Here is a 15,885-nt window from a genome sequence, read left to right as displayed (position 1 = left end):
GCTGCCCAGAAGGCCGCCTCGGCTGCCTCGGGGTCGTTGCCGGCGCACGTCCGGCACGGCCCCTGCCCTCGCAGAAGATTGGCGGGGCGGGGCGCGCAGTGATGGCCGGTGGCGCAGATCAACGCCACCGGCGTCTGGGAGTTCTTGTAGACGGCGTGGGGAGCGGGGAGCGCGCGGCATTTGTCGACGGCTGCCCAGAAGGCCACCTCAGCGGCCGCTGCGTCGTTGCGGGCACATACACGGCATGGCCCTTGTCCTTGCTGAAGGCTGGTTGGCCTGGGGTGGCATGCGTGGCCAGCCGCGCAGATGAGCGCCACCGGGGTGCGGCTGTCCCGATACTTGGAATCGGGAGCCGGGCGAGCGCCGAGTTCGCGGACGCGGGCCCAGAACGCCGATTCGGCGGCGTTGGAGTCGTGGTTCGCGCAGATTCGGCAGGGGCCACGGCCCCGCTGCACGTTGGCCGGCCGTGGCGTGCAGAGGTGCCCCACCGCGCAGATGAGGGCGACCGGTGTGCGGCTGTTCCGGTACGTGCTGCCAGGTGCCGGGCGGGCCCCCAATTCGGCGACGCGCGCCCAGAACTTCGAACTGTGTGAATCGCTCACGGAATGCCTCTCTGGATGTGGGTGGCCAATACCTGCCAAGACGGCTGGCTCGGACACGCATGATCGAGATGAACGCGGCCTGGACACAGAGATTGGTCGTCGAAGGCGCAGACAGTTAGCGGACGATCTTCAGGTGCCGCCGCGCCTTCCCGCCTCGGTCGGTCCCCGGCGCGGAGCCCGTGCTGCTGTCCCTGGGCGGGGTCGAGGTATCGGGCCCGGCCGGCGGGGGGTGCCCGCCGGGGACCGCGAAGGGATCGATTCCGGAGGGGTCGACGTAGTAGGGGCTGTCTGTTGTCGTCGAGGGTGAAGGCCTGGCCTTCGCCATCCGATAGCCGGCGGGGAGTGCGAAGGGGTCAACCTCTACCCCCGGAGCGCCAGCGGCACAGGCAGTGGGCGTCGATCCGTGGGGATGCTGGGCTGGGATAAACCCGTAGCGGCGTTCGGTCAGCACTCGGACGCCTCGGACCTCGATCTGTCCGGGCGCGACCGGATACCCGAGCGCCTCGCATGCTTCAAGACGCAGCACCTCGGCGTCGTGCTCCGCGTCGCCCTGCTCGGTGTACGCGACGTCCCCAACGACGACTCCGTCGTCGAGCAACAGCCACAGTCCTGCCGGAACCATCCGAGTCGCTCCTCAGCCATCGGGTCAAGTGAGGCCCGAACGTACTGACTACTCTGCGTGCGCGCAACCGTCACTCTCAGTTGACACAATGTATGCATCGCTCGTGGATTGGCGGCGCCGCCGCGGCTCATGCCAGCCGGACACCGGGGTCTGGTCGGACACCCAATGTCTGACAGGACCTGCTGGGCGAGGGCGTGAGGGTCGTCTGCCGTTCGGCGTAGCCATGCCACTGAGGGCGCGGTGCTCCTGCAGAGACGGGGCACGTAGGGGCGGCGGGACTCCCGGCTGAACAACCTGGTCGAGGGCGTCAGCCCGGTCGGCGAGAGACGCTGCGAGCAGCGATCAGGCAGGGGACCTGGCGTGGTCTCCACTGGCTGCCGGCTGGACCGACTGAGGTCTCACTGCGTCGTGCAACGTGTAGCCAGCGGGCGCCAGAAGTACGTGGAGTGGCAAGCCGAGGGCGTCGCCGATGCGCCACAGCCTGTCCACGGACGGGGAGTAGGCGCCTGTCTCCACTCGGCTCACCGACTTGCGCTCGATGCCGGCCCTGTCTGCGAGTTGCTCCTGGCTCATCCCTAGGGACTGCCGACGCAGACGGATCGCATCGCCAAGGGCCTTCCGTCGGGCCGTCCTGACTTCGTCGGCGCAGGGCACCCGTCGATCTTGGGGTCGGCCTCACGACGTGTCTGTACCATTCTTGGTACACTTGACTCAAGGTGATGACCTCCCCGCGGCCGACTTGTCGGACGGGGGCCGTTCGGCGGCGAGAGAGGAGGGAACCGCATGCATTTCACCAAGTGGACCTGAGTAGAGCCCTAGCGAGGTTGGTCGAGAACACGCACCTGGCGCTTCTAAAGCCTCAGGGCGTTGCGGCCGATGATCAAATGAAACTTCCGCCACGAGGATGACGAGGGTCGAGCAAGATGCCGTTGCGCGCGCTCATCTATGTGCGCCTTTCGTCTTTCGCGGGCGAACGGGACACGAGCACCAGCCCAGAGCGGCAGGAAGAGGCCTGCCGCAATTACGCGCAGGCGCATGGGTGGACCGTCGTCGAGGTCATCTCCGACCTCGACGTGTCTGGCAGCGACAAGGGTCTTCGACTGGATCGACCCGGGTTGCGCAAGGTGCGCGAGCGTTGGGCCGACGTCGACGTCCTGCTCTTCGCCAAGTTGGACCGCATCGCTCGCAATGTCGCTGACTGGAACAACCTGCGGGAAGAAGCCGAGCAACACGGCGTCGCTCTGGTCAGCATCGGAGAGAGCCTCGACCTTACGACGCCCAACGGTGTCTTCGTCGCGAACGTCCTCCAGTCCTTCGCGCAGTTGGAGGCGGCTGTCATCAGTTCCCGCACGCGGGAGGCCGTGGCATATATGGCCCGGGAGGGCCGGCACCGCGGTGGGATGCCGGCTTTCGGCTGGACAGCGGGGCCGCACCCGGAGCAGCGCGGCTTCCGGCTCGTCCTCCACCCGGAGCGGTCGGTCGTCCTTCGCGCAATCATCGAGCGCGTGCTCGCCGGGGAGTCGACCTGGAACATCGTCGACGACCTCAACCGTCGAGGAGTCGGAAGCCCAGAGGGCAAGGGCTGGGCGCCCGACACACTCCGGAAACTGCTGCGTCGGCCCATCCTGCGCGGCATGCAGATGCACCGTCGCCAACTCGTCCGCGGGGACGACGGGCTGCCGATCAGGCCCCACGAACCACTCGTCGACGACGACACGTGGCATGCGCTCCAGGCGGAGTTGGACCGCCGATCCACGACCGGCGGCAACAACGCATCGGTGCCCTATCTCCTGCGGGGCCTCGTTGTCTGCGACCTGTGCGGCGTGCGGATGAACCGGCAGTCGCAGGCGGGCAAGCCGTCTGTGATGGTCTGCGGTCGCCGATCTCGGACGGGGGAGAGGTGTCCTGGCGTCGCGGTGGGGCGTCTTCGCCTCGAGTCGCATGTCGCGGAGCGGTTCCTCGCGATCTTCGGCGACCTGCCGGTCACGGAGGAGGAATCCATCGAATCTCCGCGGGGCAACCTCCGCGAGGTGGAAGAGGCGCTGGCGGCAGTGATGCAGGAGATGTCCACCGTCGAGCCCGGCACCAACGAGGACGAGGTCCTGCAGGAGCAGAGAAAGGCTCTGTATCGGGAGAGGCAGCGGCTGCGCGCCGTGCCCAGTGCGCCGGCTGTTCGTATCCGGCAGACGGGGGAGACCTTCGCCGAGGTGTGGGAGCGTTCCGAACTGCTGGAGCGGAACGCACTACTGATGAGTCAGATTGCGGAGGTGCGGATCAAGAAGGGGTCACGCGGTCGGCACGGTCTCGACCCCAACCGCGTGGTCATCCGCTGGAAGGGCGTCCTCGCCGAGGCCGCGGGCGCGGAGGAAGTCGTCCCAGTCGGTTGAGACCCGTCCGTCCGCGTAGACCACCTGGGCGATCAGGCGTGGTTCGGGGTCGCGAACGATCCGGATAGTGGGGACGCCGATCTCTTGGGCTCCCTTTGTTCTCCACTGCTGTGCTGACATCTCGAATCTTCTCCAGTGGCCATTTGCTGTACGGGCCCTTGGAATCGGTCGAGCCATGCGCAGAACAGACCGATAAGTCATCCCTCAATATGGTGAGATCTCTTGTGCCCCAACTCTGGCCGCCCAGCAGGACTTTATGGACGACGGACCTTGCGCATCGCAGTGGTGTGGCGTCTCTCGGTCGGAGTTCCGGAGAGCGTCATATCGACAGTTGGACGGTCCGCCACAGGCTGGAGCCTTATGGAAGCAAAATGACCCGATGGCGCTCGCCGCCGTGTCGTCGTCACGACAGCCCTTCGCCCTCCCGCCGTTGACCCTGCCGTCTCCCGTGACAGAACGACCGTCGGCGCACCGGGAGACGGAGAACCGGGAAACCGGGGCCCCGGGCTGTCCATTCGGTCGGGGCCCTGAGCGGCACGCATTGTCGGTTGCCGACGAGCAGGCGGACGACTCAGGTCGCCGGTGCTTCTGGCCAACCCACCTATGCCGAACGGTGTTGTACGCCGCCCGCCGTCCGTTGGGCCTGCGGCGGACCGGGAACCTACGGTTCCCCGGAGCCCTCTCCTCTGCGGCGAAGCCTGAGGTCGCCCGCTTCGGGCTCGGCCCGCCTTGCATACACCGCCAGCGCCCCGGCCGTGAACGGTGACGGCTGTCCGCTGAGCACATAGAAGAACGGCAACCGGCGGTAGGGGCGACTCCGCGTTGCGCGGCTGTTGGTCCCCGCCGCCTGGCCGAGATCCGCCCTGGGGGCGCCCAGGCAGGCGGCTCCCCTGCGCAAGCGTGTTCGCGATAGGACGATCCGGCGGGCGCGATCGCTATCCACGATCAGTCCACAGATGTAGACACCGACCGCAAGTCAGAGGACCGGCGGCAGAGCCAGGTAGGCACTTAGAACCGGAGTGGAGACGGGACCAAGCGCTGCTGGACTGACGCGCAACGCGCCGATTGTCTGCGTGTCAGGTGCGGTCTTTGGGCCTTCGGCCCGTCGGGGAAGAACAAGGAGCAGCGCGATCCGCGCAGCGGGTCACGCTGTTGAGCGCGAGCGCAGCGAGCACCAGTCGAGCGAAGCGAGCGCTGTAACTTGTCGGTAGCCACGCGCTCCAGGTCCCGAGTGAGATGGCGGGACGCTCAGGGAGCGTCCCGCAGCAAATCGTCTGGCCCGTCAGCCGTCGCCGCACCCGCCCTCCGAGGTGAGCCCAGGGTTACGCGCGACCCTCAGCCGTCCCCGTCAGGGACGGGTGTCGGGGTACCCCACCCGCACAACACCGGGTACCCCTCCCGTGCGACACCTGCCTCGGGTACCCCTCCAGGTCACCTTCGGGAGGGCGATTCTTCGTTGTGCGGTGAAGGGAGGGGCGACCTCACCAACCGGACGGGGAGGGGAGGGCGCGGCTGCGGCCTCCCCGGCGGGGACGGCATTCGAGCGCCAAGCGGGTGGAGAGCCCAACGCCGTCCACCGATCGACCAGCGCCTACCGGGGCCCCGGGATTCCGTCGTTCTCGCGTATCGATCGGGCGAAGGCCGAGGGTGCACGACCCGATGCGATGGGAGCGCAGCGACCAGGCAGCGGGGAGTGCAACCAGGCCGCCCCAGCCACCGGAGCCGATCGCAGATGCAGCGAAAGTCCGGTGGACCGCTTGACCGGAGCGCTGTTCGCAGTCTCTGGAGGTCGCGAACGCGCCTTCAGCCGATGGGGAGCGGGCTGAGGGCGCGAAGGTCGAATCATGGCTCTGACCTGCGGACATACCGATTCGTGGGCGTCGCGACGGACATTGCATCCGAGCAACTGTGTGTGTGAGGACTGTCGTGAAGGGTGACGCCCTCTCGTCCGCTCATTGCAGGACTTCTCGAGCAACTTCTCGAGCAACCTCAAGTGGGCCGCCTGCCGTGTCGAGACGTCCGAGCGGAAGCCACCCACTCAAGGAGCCTCGATGACCTACCCCGCACACGACCGCGACGACAGTCCTTTCGCCGTCCCCGAAGACGGGGTCGACATCTTCTTCGGCGCGCCCGATCTCGCCCCGCCGGGTACCCCGGACCCGTCGACGAGGAAGGGGAAGGGACGGCGGAAGGAGGGACCCGTACTCCTAGTCGCACAGAACCGGGCCCTCGTTACCTGGTTGTGTCGGGTCCGGTATGCAACGCGGGCCCAGATCCAGGAACGCTGGTACCCCCTCGATCAGATGCCCACCCGCCAGGCGGTCGCTGCACGCTTGGCTGCCTTGCAGGCAGGGGGGTGGATCGAGAAGCACCCGGGTATCGGGGGGTACCCGATCTACCAGCCCACGGTCCGGGCTTACAACGAGGTGGGGGACGGCACGCGCTACCACCCTAACCCATCGCTGGGCACGATGGAGCACACCCTGCGGTTGACCGACCTCATCGTCGAACTTGAGACCGGTCGCCACGAACTCCCGGCGGGTTATCCGACGTCGGTGACCGTGTTGACGGAACGAGAGATCACGGCGGAGGACAAGGCTCCGCCCAAGATGCGTCATCGCGCCGGCGCTCGATCAGACGTGTGGCGGTACCAGCCCGTGTACGGCTACCTATCCGACGACGGGAAGCGGAGAGGCTTCCCGGACGCGCTGGTCCTGCCGATCGACCCGGCGGAATGGGAGTCGGGGCAGTCGTTCGCCAACGCGATCGCCGTCGAGTACGAGCGCAGCGAGAAGCCTCTGGCTGAGTACAGGGCCATCATCCGTGCATACCGCGACACCACTCGGCGCACGGCACCACAGGAGGCGGTGGCCGCCGCTCGGCAGTCGCTTGCGGGACTGAACCTGCCGCAGATCGAGGCCCTACCGGTGATCTCGGTTCCTCGAGGGGGGCGCTATCGGTATGTGCTCTACGTCTGCGAGACCCCGCGAATCAAGGTCCTCGTCGAGCGAGCAGCACTCGACCTCCGAGTCGGCGATTTCGTCCTGACCATGCTCGCGCCCCCGCCACGGTTCAACAGATCACCCGAGCGCACCACCAAACCGTGGCCGCCGAGCAAGCGTGGTCGTCCCGAAGCCCCTTTGGGTGTTCAGTTGATGCGCCTGCCGAAGGCTCGTCTCGTCGACTACCTCTTGTCGATGGGTGCCGGGGAAGCAGCGCTGGAGGTGTTGACCTCCGGTGATGGGTCCGGCACGGCGGCTTGATCGACCTCGTGCCGGCAAGCCGAGCCTCGCGCCATCCATCATCGCGGTGGAACGGTGAGTCGGCCGCAGCAACGTGAGGTCGGCTCGTCTTCTGAGACGGGACCGGCCGGCGCTTCCCCCCTGGTGTCGACCCGCGCGGTACAGGAACCCGCTCGCAACGGAGCCCGTCGGAGTGCCGGAAATGTCGGAGGCCCCTCCGATGATGGGCCCATGCCAGACCCACGCCGGATCCAGTGGACGCCCGGCCCCGTCGCCATGCTGTGGGACATGGACAACGTCCTGACCCGCCGACAAGACGTCGCCGGGTTGGCTCGCCTGCTGGGGGACTTCGGCGGGCCAGCCGTGCGGCGCATCGCTGCCGGCCACTTGGTCACCTGTCGGGCTCACGCGGCGACCGCGAGCGACATGGGCTTCGAGGTCCTCAACGGCGGTCGTCGACGGCAGGGCGCAGATGGTCTGTTGATTCGGCATGCGTCCAGGCAAGCCCAGCGTGGCGCCCTGCACTTCTGGGTGGCCAGCAATGACGGCGCCTTCTCACGGATCGCCGAGTTGGGGTACCTGACTGTGCTCACCCTCGACGAGACGCGCGTGAGTGCCCGACTCCGTGCGGCGGCGATCGCGGTCATCTCTCTCAGGCGGGCCGCCAATGAGTGGAGAACTCACTACGAGAACTGCGTTCCCTATACCTGGCCCGCCTAGCGAGGGTTGGCCGCTCCTCCCGCCCCGGTCACGTCATCGAGCCCGTGGGAGAACGTCGCAGCGTTCGTCCTCCCACGGGGTTCAGGCAGGGGGCCGGTCGCCGGGGTCGCGATCGCGGTCAGCACGAGCCCATCGCGGGCGAGCCACCGACCCTGGAAACCGGTGACTTCCCGACCGTCGATCATCGGCCCGGGAACCAGGAGGCGCGCGGAGAACGTATTGGTCGTCGCCTCCGCGGACACGGTCGCCTCCTCGAAACCCAGCCATCGCCCGGTGAGCGGAAACCATGCTTTGTAGACGGACTCCTTCATGCTGAACAGGAGCCGGTCCCAGCACACGTCCGGCCGCGAGAGTGCCAATCGCTCAAGTTGTGCTCTCTCTTCGGGGAGCGAGACCAAGGGGAGTACTCCGCGCGGCAGCGGAGCGTTCTCCTCCGCGTCGATGCCCACGGTCACGACTTCGGCAGCACGCGCCACGGCACTGCCGCGGTAGCCGGCGCAGTGGGTCATGCTCCCCACCACCCCAGGCGGCCAGATGGGGGCGCCTTTCTCGCCGGGCAGGATGGCGCCGGCTGGGGCGCCGAGCCGCGCCAGCGCCTGGCGGGCGCAGGATCGCACGGTCGTGAACTCCAACCGCCGCCTTTCCACCGCCCGCGCCACCACCGCCTCCTCCTCGGGAAACAGAGGAGACGCATTCCCGTCCTGAAAGGCCTCGACGACGAGCACGGCTGGGGGGAGCAGTTCCTCGAGCACGTCAGTTCTCCGGGGGGAGGACCTGGCGCATCACAGGGGTGCTCAACCGCGGCTGCCATTCGCGCGGATATCCGAGCGACACCTCTTCGAACCGCACGCCGTCGTACCAGGTCGTCCGCGGGATGTGCAGGTGGCCGTAGACGACCACCTCAGCCCGATAGTCGAGGTGCCACGTCGCGCTCTCGACGGTGCCGCACCACTGCGCGAACTCGGGGTAGCGCAGGATCCGCGTGGGCTCCTGCACGAGCGGCCAATGATTGATGAGGACCGTCGGCATGCGCGGATCGATGTCGGCCAGCCGGGCAGCCGTCTCGTCCACGCGAGCGCGACACCATGCCTCCCGGCTCTCGTACGGGTCCGGGTGGAGAAGGAACTCGTCCGTGCAGATCACGCCCGTCTGCTGTGCGCGTGCCATGGCGGCCCCTTTCGTCGGCGTGTCGTCGGGGCGGAACGAGTAGTCGTAGAGCAGGAACAGAGGCGCTATGACCGCCGGTCCACCGGCACCCCGCCAGACCATGTACGGATCCTCGGGCGTGACCACGCCCAATCGGCGCGCACACTCCACCAGATGTCGGTAGCGGGCCTCTCCCCGGAGTCGGACCGGGTCGTCCCGCGTCGTCCACAACTCGTGGTTGCCGGGGACCCAGAAGACGGTGTCGAACCGTGAGGCCAGCAGCCCGAGCGCCCACTCGATGTCCGCGACCGATTCGCCGACGTCGCCCGCGACGAGCAACCAATCACCTTGCGATGTCGGACGGAGGGCTTCGACGACCTCCCTATTGGCGCCGTACCGGACGTGCAGGTCACTGATGGCGAGCAGGCGCGCTGGAGGGAGCTCGCCCGCGACCACGGAGGCAGACTAGTCAGGCCGGGGGAGTGCAACGAGGGGGAAGGCCGGTGCGCCGCCGCTGAGCAGGTGCCGAGGACGTCGCCGCCGCGCCCAGATTGTCTTGACGGCGCTCAGCGCCGGTGCTTCATTGAGCCGGCACAGACTCGATTCACCGAGCCTGCGGGGGCTGTCGTGCGAGGGCACGCCGCGCCGCACACTGACGACAGCCTTGCGGAGGAGAAGCGGTGGACCAGACGGAAGTGTTCAGCCGGGTAAGGCGCGTTCTCGAGGACGAACTCGGTGTCCCGGGGGACCGCATCCGGCCCGACGCAAATCTGCGCGACGACCTGGAGATGGATTCCCTCGACCGCGTCGAATTCGTGACCGCCATGGAAGGCGAGCTGGGCGGCCGTATCGAGTCGAGCCAGGTAGAGCAGGTGCGCACCATCCAGGACGTCGTGGACGCGGTCGTCGCCGCGAGCAGGGATCAGCGACCCTCGGCGGCCTCGTGACGAGCAGGCCCCGCGTCCTCATCACGGGGATGGGGGTGGCCAGCCCGGCGGGAGTGGGTCTCATGGAGTTCCACGCCGCCCAGTTCGGCGGTCGCAGCGGGGTCCGTGCCATCCGGTCATACGAAGCAGCGGGCGACGGTGTTCGAATTGCAGGTGAGGTCGACATCCCTGCCGACATGGACCTCGCGCGTCGTGAAGCCCTCAAGACCGATCGCTGTACGCGGCTGGCGGCGGCGGCGACTCGGCAAGCCCTCGAAGACGCGAACATCGCCGACGTGAGCGAGCTCGACCGCGCGCGGGTCGGGGTCGTCATCGGTTCCGGCGTCGGAGGTGCCACGTCGGCGGAGCAGAACTACCTGACGTACTTCCGTGAGGGACCCGACGGACTACGGGCCCGGGCCATCCCCATGGCCATGATCAATGACGCGTCGGCCTGGGTCGCCATCAACTACGGCTTCCGGGGACCGTGCACCACGGTGGCGACAGCCTGTGCCTCGGGCGCGGACGCCATCGTCGCCGGCTATCAGATGATCGCGCTGGGGGAGGCCGACATCGTCCTGGCCGGGGGCACGGACGCCCCCATCACGCGGACCATCGTCTCCGGCTTCGACAAGTTGGGCGCGCTCTCGCGGAGGAACGACGACCCGGCCGGGGCCAGCCGTCCTTTCAGCGCGGACCGCACCGGCTTCGTCATCGCTGAGGGCTCGGCAGTCGTCGTCCTGGAGTCGGAGAAGTCCGCCCGCGCCCGGGGTGTCCGGGCGCATGCCGAGCTCCGGGGCTTCGGGCGGACGTCGGATGCACACCACGTGACGATGCCCCACCCGGACGGCCGCGGAGCGTGCGAGGCCATGCTCCAGGCACTGCGCAGCGCCGACGCGGCACCCGGCGATGTCCGAATGGTGAATGCTCACGGCACCTCGACGACCCTCAACGACGCCATCGAGGCGAGGGCCGTGCGAGCCGCGCTGGGCACTGCCTCCGCCCCGGTCACGGCCACCAAGTCCCTGATCGGCCACACCCTCGGCGCGGCTGGTGCGATCGAAGCAGTTGCGACCGTCCAGGCGCTGGCCAGTGGCATGATCCCGCCCGTCCTGAACCTGGAGGACGTGGATCCCGAGATCGAGCTCGATCTCGTGCGAGGAGAGGCCCGAAAGATGGCTCCGGGGCTGGCCCTCTCGAACTCGTTCGCGTTTGGCGGACACAACGTCGTTCTTGCCTTCGCTCCCGCGTGACTGCATTTTCGCCCTCAGCTACCTGGCTGCGGAGGTGGCTGGCGCCGGCACCCGCTCGCATCCGGCTCGTGGGCCTGCCGCACGCCGGGGGCGGACCGGCGGCGTTCCAGGGTTGGCGGACACGGCTGCCAGACGACGTGGACCTCCTCGTCGCCCACCTGCCGGGCAGGGAGACACGGTTGCGAGAAGCGCCGCCGTCGGACGCCGGGCGGGTGGTGCGCGAGCTCGTGGCGGCGATCGGCACGGGAGCCCCGATCGTGCTGTTCGGGCACAGCTGGGGTGCGCATCTCGCGTTTAGGCTGACCCGACACCTACCTGACGTTCGACACCTGATCGTGTCGGGGGCGGGAGCACCCCATTGCCCCCGGGTGATGCCGCCGATAGCGCACCTGCCCCGCCGCGAGTTCCTCGACGCGCTGGCTGCCCTCGGGGGGATCCCCGAGCCGGTGCTGGCCCATGAGGAACTCATGGATGCCTTGCTTCCGGCCTTGCGTGCGGACTTTCGTCTGGCCGAGGCGCCGGCTTCCGAACATCCTGGAGCCCCGCTGCCCTGCCCGATCACGGCGCTCGGCGGATCTCGCGATCCCCTCACGACCGACGAGTCGCTGTCGGCTTGGTCCAGCTACACGGCATCGACATTCCGCCGGCTGACCATCGCGGGCGATCACTTCTTCCACGTGACCCGGCAGGACGAGGTGGTCGCCCACGTCGTGCGGGTGATCAGCGAGGCGCGACCGGTCTGACCCCGCCACCGGTGGCTGAGTCGATGCGCACACAGTGCGCCAGGGCAGCCGAGTTGTCCGCGGCGATCAGGCGGACCAGAGCGATCAGGCTCGCCACCCGCGGATCGGTCACCTGGTAGTAGACGAATCGACCCTCTCGGTGCGAGGACACGTAGCCGCAGTCGGAGAGACAGGCGAGATGTGCAGACACCCGGCCCTGGGAGAGGCCCACCCGCGCCACGCAGTCGCCGACCGTTCGAGCGTCGTCGAGCAAGAAGTCCAAGAGACGGAGTCGTGTGGGGTCACCAAGCGCGCGGAAGAACTTCGCGATCAGTTCGATGCCAGAATTCTCGCTGGGCAGCAACGACCCGACTGGCCCCGAAACTTCCACCCGCTGGCCTCCTTAATGAATTTGCCTATCCGAATATGAGGTATGCCGTGGAGCCGATCGACGCGTCGAAGCGTTCACGAACACTCTACGGCGACTGACCCGTGATGGGCCAGGTTCAGCCGTGCTGCCTCTGACCGATGACCTCGTAGGCCCAAGAACCGGGGGACCGGCGAAGCGTGGCGACTCGCTGACCAGCGGATACGACCGCGACCGGGCGGCGCGAGGCGCGGGGATGCCACGGAACTCCCCATGATCACGGCAGCTGAGCAAGGTCGCCTGGAGGGGAGTTCGCCTCGAATTCGCTGACCGGTCACGGTGACTCCGCGAACGGAGATGCGGGCTTCCGGATACGAGCGGTTCTGCACCTCTACGACGGCGGAAATTTCGCTGCTACGTTCCCGGCAATCGCCTCCGAGCGCAGTGATCAGCCGACGAAAGGGAGTTTCGATGAAGGTCGCCTATGTCTTCAGCACGTCCGGCCACACCGCGAGCTACAAGCTGGGCCGCATGATCCTGCCCCAGCTCGAGGAGAACCGGCACGGGGCGGAGGTCGTCGGGATGATGTTCTTCGACGACAACAACTACGTACTGCGCTCCGGGGATCCGATCGGTGAGCGCCTGTCCAAGGTCGCGCTCGAACAGAACATCCTGCTGATGATGTGCGACCAGTGCGCGATCGAACGCGGTCTCGCCGAGGGCGAAGCGGGAGCAGCGACTGTCGCAGCTGGGGTCGTGGACGGGGTGGCCGTGGGCTGCTTCCCCGACCTCTACGGGGCGCTCGCCGGCAACCCGCCCGATCACATCATCACTCTCTGAGGCGAGGCCTCAGGGGCTCGTCGGCCTCCGCCGAGGGCGGTACGGTTCCGGGACCTTCGACCCGGACCGTGCCGCCCTCGGTGCTGTCCGGCGCCGAGTCGAGATCGTCCGTCGTGGACCGGAGTGCGTAGTCGATGGCTCTGCTGGCTCGTCTTGTGACATGGCTCAACGCATGGTTCGTGAAGCCGGCGGGCGGTGATTCCAGGCCGCCGTTCCTCGACATCGACGCCGTCTATCCCTCGCTCCGCTCGCTGGAGGCCGCGTATCCGGCGATCCGGGACGAGGCACTGGCGGTGATGGAGGGGGTGGACAGCATTCCCGTGTACGACGAACTCGACCCGGTGCAGCACTGCATCTCCGCCGTGACCCCCGGTCACTGGCGGGTCTACTACCTCCGGGCCATGGGTAGGCCGGCGGAGCCACACAGCTCGCGATGTCCGCGAACGACGGAAGCACTGGCGGGCGTCCCGGACGTCTTCCAGGCGCAGTTCTCGATCCTGGACCCGGGCAAGACCGTGCCGGCCCACCGGGGACCCTTCAGCGGGTACCTGCGCTACCACCTCGGCCTCATCGTCCCCGAGGTGGAGCCGCCTCGCCTGCGGGTGGCCGACGAGGTCCGCGCCTGGCGGAACGGCGAGGGGATGTTGTTCGACGACCGTTTCGAGCACGAGGTGTACAACACCTCCACCGAGTTCCGGGTGGTGCTCATCGTCGACATCCTCCGGCCGATGCCACTGCCGCAACGGCTCGTCAACCGTGCCCTCGTGCCGGTCATCCGGAGGTTCTACGGGCGGCCGGTGCTGGAGCGGGCTCGTCAGTACGCGGAGGCGACCGAGCGGCTCGACCGAGCCGCCTGAGCTCTCACTCCGCGAGGCGTTCCCGCCAGCGATCCGACGCAGCGGCGGTGGCCACGGGAAGGCTGACCTGGCGTCCGCGCACACCGGCTCCGGCCGCCCACCGCTCGGCTGCGTCGGCGTCCGGAAAGAAGTTCACGGATGGGCACCAGCTGTCGATCACCGGCGCCCCCGCCTGGTGGTCGGGCATGAAGACCACGCTGTCAAGCGCGCCGGCGGTGGGATGGCCGTCGGTGAACTGCACTTCGACCGATTCGTCGGTCGCCGGCACCGTCGAGCGAACCGTCCCGGTCTCGGAGAGCGCTCCGAGGATGCCCAGCGCGTCGATCACGCACCAGGTGTGCCAGCTCGTCGAACCGATGAGGAGCTCGTGTCGGGTCGTGTCGATGGTGAGGCCCAGTGCACCGGTGACGCTCCCGTTCCGGTCACGCCCTACCCGTCCCGCCGCGGCGAGTTGCGCCAGCTCCTCCTCGACTTCGACAGCGGCGACGCCGGACAAGTTGGCGAGTCGCTCGACACCGACAGCCGCGGAGGTCGTCATCAGCTCGCGGAAGGCGGCACGCAGAAGGGCGTCCTGCGTCTTGGTGAGGCGGGGCAACGGGATGGTGCACGTGGTTTCCGCGACTTCCCGAGCGTCATTCATGAATTCCGTCCTAGCACTCGGTCAGCGGTGACCTCGGCCAGGCCGCGATCGTGGACGAGATGGTCCCGAAGCATGGTGACCCCCTCGTCGGCGGACAGGCCGTGCTCGGACAGCTCTGCGCTGAGCTGGTCCGCCCTTTTCACGTAGGAATCCGGCAGGTCCCCGTCCGCCGCAGCGATGAGGGCGTACTCCGCCGCCAGGTACATCGCACGCAGGGGACTGGAGTGGAAATCCCGCCGGTAGTAGCTCACCGCCCCGACGTGGACGACCTCGTCCGACATGTCCTGTTGCCAGACGGGGGAGTCCTGAGCCGCGCTGCTGAGGCCCGCCTGCGTCCGGTGCGCGAGTGGGCGTACGGCTTCAGTTCGGAAACCTCGGGCATAGGCCCCTACCTGGTAGGCGACCAGCGTGTCGAAGAAGGTGCTCCCGCCCGGCGGCCGGGGCCGACCGGAGGGGTCTTCCGGGAGCACCCGCAGGAGCAGCTCGCGTTGGCGCTTGGTGGGAACTCGGCACTGCGTCCGAGGATGCAGCAGCGAGATCGTCGCCCCGGTCCAGTCGTAGTTCGTGGGACTCAACGCGTCGCCCTGGGTCCGGAGGTCGCGCAGTACCTCGGCGTTGATGAAGGCGAAGTGCGTGCAGGCGATCGGCGCTCCAGGTACGGCGTCGTACGTCCACATCCCGTTGACGGCCACGCCGGGCTCGAAGCGAGTCATCTCCGCGAAGAGAGCGGGGTTCAGGACGAAGCAGTCGATGTCCAGCCAGCCGAAGTCGGACTGGTGCGCGTCGAACAGGAACTCCCAGGTGGTGTTGTCATCGACCCCCAAGGCGATGTTGTGCACGGGTCTGTCCAGCCGCTGCCGCAGCCACTCAAGCTCGTCCGGTGGCAGATCCGAACCGATCAGCGCCAGCGTGACGTCCGGAGGAACCTGCGCGGCGGCCTGACGCACCCAGTGCAGCAGGCCTTTGGTGAAGAACATGTAGAAGGGCTTCTGGCCGTCGAGGGCGGCACAGAAGTCGCGCACCGCCTGGGCCGGAGCGCGCTCCTCCCGCGCTGCTCGCAGCTCTCGTACCCGTCGCATGACGGGTGGCGGCAGCAGCCGCCGCGCTCGGTCCGTCGCGTGGCTCAGCAGTCCGACCGGTGCGCCGGCGAACGCCAGGAGATTGCCCCAGGGATCACGGACCTCGAGGGTGTGGTCGGAGACGGGCGTGATGCCCAGCCCCACGGTGATGCGTGCTCCCCTCGCCTTGAGGTCGGCGGCCAAGGCCTCGACATCGTCGACGAGGAGCAGGGCATCCCAGGCGTGCACCGCCAGACGACGTGGCGACACCTCGGCGACGGAGGCGTCTGCCCGGTCCGTGGCCTGCAGCAGGAGCGTCGCGGATCCGCGACGGACGTAGAGCGCCACGGGGGGATCCTCGAGGAACTCGATCTCGCTGAAGCCCAATGTGTCCCGGTAATACCGCGCGGCCTGTGCCACATCCGCCACGAGGAGACAGGGAACAGCTGCCAGCGCCGGTCGAGCGATGCTCATGGAATTGCCTCGATCTTCTCCGCGGCCGT

At 68.0% G+C, this 15,885-nt stretch carries 15 protein-coding genes; 8 read left to right on the top strand and 7 right to left on the bottom strand.

Features of this window, described 5'->3' with window-relative positions:
• Window positions 1-206: hypothetical protein (locus G1H19_RS22600; protein WP_204282666.1), on the bottom strand; the 206-nt coding region annotated here is incomplete at its 3' end.
• A 1,360-nt stretch (window positions 207-1,566) separates the two neighbouring features.
• Entirely contained in the window at window positions 1,567-1,878 is a 312-nt protein-coding gene (locus tag G1H19_RS24875; protein WP_407647081.1) for a helix-turn-helix transcriptional regulator, read from the bottom strand.
• A 269-nt stretch (window positions 1,879-2,147) separates the two neighbouring features.
• Between G1H19_RS24875 and G1H19_RS10235 the strand changes: the two genes are divergently transcribed.
• From G1H19_RS10235 to G1H19_RS10225, 3 genes are all read left to right on the top strand, one after another.
• Window positions 2,148-3,611, top strand: a complete 1,464-nt coding sequence (locus G1H19_RS10235) for a recombinase family protein (protein WP_152727592.1) — start codon at window positions 2,148-2,150, stop codon at window positions 3,609-3,611.
• 2,051 nt (window positions 3,612-5,662) lie between these two features.
• Complete coding sequence (locus G1H19_RS10230; protein WP_152727593.1) at window positions 5,663-6,874, top strand: hypothetical protein; 1,212 nt, start codon at window positions 5,663-5,665, stop codon at window positions 6,872-6,874.
• Between the two features lie 267 nt (window positions 6,875-7,141).
• Window positions 7,142-7,573, top strand: a complete 432-nt coding sequence (locus G1H19_RS10225) for a hypothetical protein (RefSeq protein ID WP_152727594.1) — start codon at window positions 7,142-7,144, stop codon at window positions 7,571-7,573.
• Here the strand turns inward: G1H19_RS10225 and G1H19_RS10220 are convergent.
• Both G1H19_RS10220 and G1H19_RS10215 read right to left on the bottom strand, forming a co-directional pair.
• Window positions 7,570-8,325, bottom strand: a complete 756-nt coding sequence (locus G1H19_RS10220; protein ID WP_162392266.1) for a 4'-phosphopantetheinyl transferase family protein — start codon at window positions 8,323-8,325, stop codon at window positions 7,570-7,572. The genes G1H19_RS10225 and G1H19_RS10220 overlap by 4 nt on opposite strands.
• Window position 8,326: 1 nt before the next feature.
• A complete protein-coding gene (locus tag G1H19_RS10215) occupies window positions 8,327-9,175 on the bottom strand; it encodes a metallophosphoesterase family protein (RefSeq protein ID WP_162392265.1) in 849 nt (282 codons plus the stop codon).
• A gap of 224 nt (window positions 9,176-9,399) precedes the next feature.
• Here G1H19_RS10215 and G1H19_RS10210 point away from each other — a divergent pair, with 224 nt between their 5' ends.
• From G1H19_RS10210 to G1H19_RS10200, 3 genes are read left to right on the top strand one after another with little or no spacing between them, the layout of a single operon-like run.
• On the top strand, window positions 9,400-9,666 hold the full coding sequence (locus G1H19_RS10210) for an acyl carrier protein (RefSeq protein ID WP_152727595.1): 267 nt from the start codon (window positions 9,400-9,402) through the stop codon (window positions 9,664-9,666).
• Window positions 9,663-10,898, top strand: coding sequence for a beta-ketoacyl-[acyl-carrier-protein] synthase family protein (locus G1H19_RS10205; RefSeq protein ID WP_268895980.1), 1,236 nt, complete (start codon window positions 9,663-9,665; stop codon window positions 10,896-10,898). Before G1H19_RS10210 ends, G1H19_RS10205 begins: the two co-directional genes overlap by 4 nt.
• Window positions 10,895-11,641, top strand: coding sequence for a thioesterase II family protein (locus G1H19_RS10200; RefSeq protein ID WP_152727596.1), 747 nt, complete (start codon window positions 10,895-10,897; stop codon window positions 11,639-11,641). The genes G1H19_RS10205 and G1H19_RS10200 overlap by 4 nt, the downstream gene beginning before the upstream one ends.
• On the opposite strand, the gene G1H19_RS10195 is transcribed toward G1H19_RS10200, so the two are convergent.
• A complete protein-coding gene (locus tag G1H19_RS10195; RefSeq protein WP_162392263.1) occupies window positions 11,619-12,011 on the bottom strand; it encodes an ArsR/SmtB family transcription factor in 393 nt (130 codons plus the stop codon). The two genes, G1H19_RS10200 and G1H19_RS10195, sit on opposite strands and share 23 nt — an antisense overlap.
• A gap of 447 nt (window positions 12,012-12,458) precedes the next feature.
• Between G1H19_RS10195 and G1H19_RS10190 the strand changes: the two genes are divergently transcribed.
• A complete protein-coding gene (locus G1H19_RS10190) occupies window positions 12,459-12,827 on the top strand; it encodes a SaoD/DsrE family protein (protein WP_152727597.1) in 369 nt (122 codons plus the stop codon).
• 134 nt (window positions 12,828-12,961) lie between these two features.
• Complete coding sequence (locus G1H19_RS10185; protein WP_152727598.1) at window positions 12,962-13,684, top strand: aspartyl/asparaginyl beta-hydroxylase domain-containing protein; 723 nt, start codon at window positions 12,962-12,964, stop codon at window positions 13,682-13,684.
• A 4-nt stretch (window positions 13,685-13,688) separates the two neighbouring features.
• Here the strand turns inward: G1H19_RS10185 and merB are convergent, their stop codons facing one another.
• Both merB and G1H19_RS10175 read right to left on the bottom strand, forming a co-directional pair.
• Window positions 13,689-14,324, bottom strand: coding sequence for an organomercurial lyase (gene merB / locus G1H19_RS10180; RefSeq protein WP_152727599.1), 636 nt, complete (start codon window positions 14,322-14,324; stop codon window positions 13,689-13,691).
• On the bottom strand, window positions 14,321-15,856 hold the full coding sequence (locus tag G1H19_RS10175) for a VOC family protein (RefSeq protein WP_152727600.1): 1,536 nt from the start codon (window positions 15,854-15,856) through the stop codon (window positions 14,321-14,323). The genes merB and G1H19_RS10175 overlap by 4 nt, the downstream gene beginning before the upstream one ends.
• Window positions 15,857-15,885: the final 29 nt, after the last annotated feature.

It is taken from the genome of Goekera deserti, assembly GCF_010685995.1.
Classification (GTDB): domain Bacteria; phylum Actinomycetota; class Actinomycetes; order Mycobacteriales; family Geodermatophilaceae; genus Goekera; species Goekera deserti.
The sequence above is the reverse complement of the archived record's forward strand: the minus strand, read 5'-3'. Positions and strand labels throughout refer to the sequence as shown.

What these genes read in the sequence shown, in the direction of transcription:
- merB (WP_152727599.1), bottom strand. Translation starts at nt 14,324, where the DNA reads ATGAATGACGCTCGGGAAGTCGCGGAAACCACGTGCACCATCCCGTTG.
- G1H19_RS10185 (WP_152727598.1), top strand. Translation starts at nt 12,962, where the DNA reads ATGGCTCTGCTGGCTCGTCTTGTGACATGGCTCAACGCATGGTTCGTG.
- G1H19_RS10235 (WP_152727592.1), top strand. Translation starts at nt 2,148, where the DNA reads ATGCCGTTGCGCGCGCTCATCTATGTGCGCCTTTCGTCTTTCGCGGGC.
- G1H19_RS10190 (WP_152727597.1), top strand. Translation starts at nt 12,459, where the DNA reads ATGAAGGTCGCCTATGTCTTCAGCACGTCCGGCCACACCGCGAGCTAC.
- G1H19_RS10225 (WP_152727594.1), top strand. Translation starts at nt 7,142, where the DNA reads ATGGACAACGTCCTGACCCGCCGACAAGACGTCGCCGGGTTGGCTCGC.
- G1H19_RS10175 (WP_152727600.1), bottom strand. Translation starts at nt 15,856, where the DNA reads ATGAGCATCGCTCGACCGGCGCTGGCAGCTGTTCCCTGTCTCCTCGTG.
- G1H19_RS10230 (WP_152727593.1), top strand. Translation starts at nt 5,663, where the DNA reads ATGACCTACCCCGCACACGACCGCGACGACAGTCCTTTCGCCGTCCCC.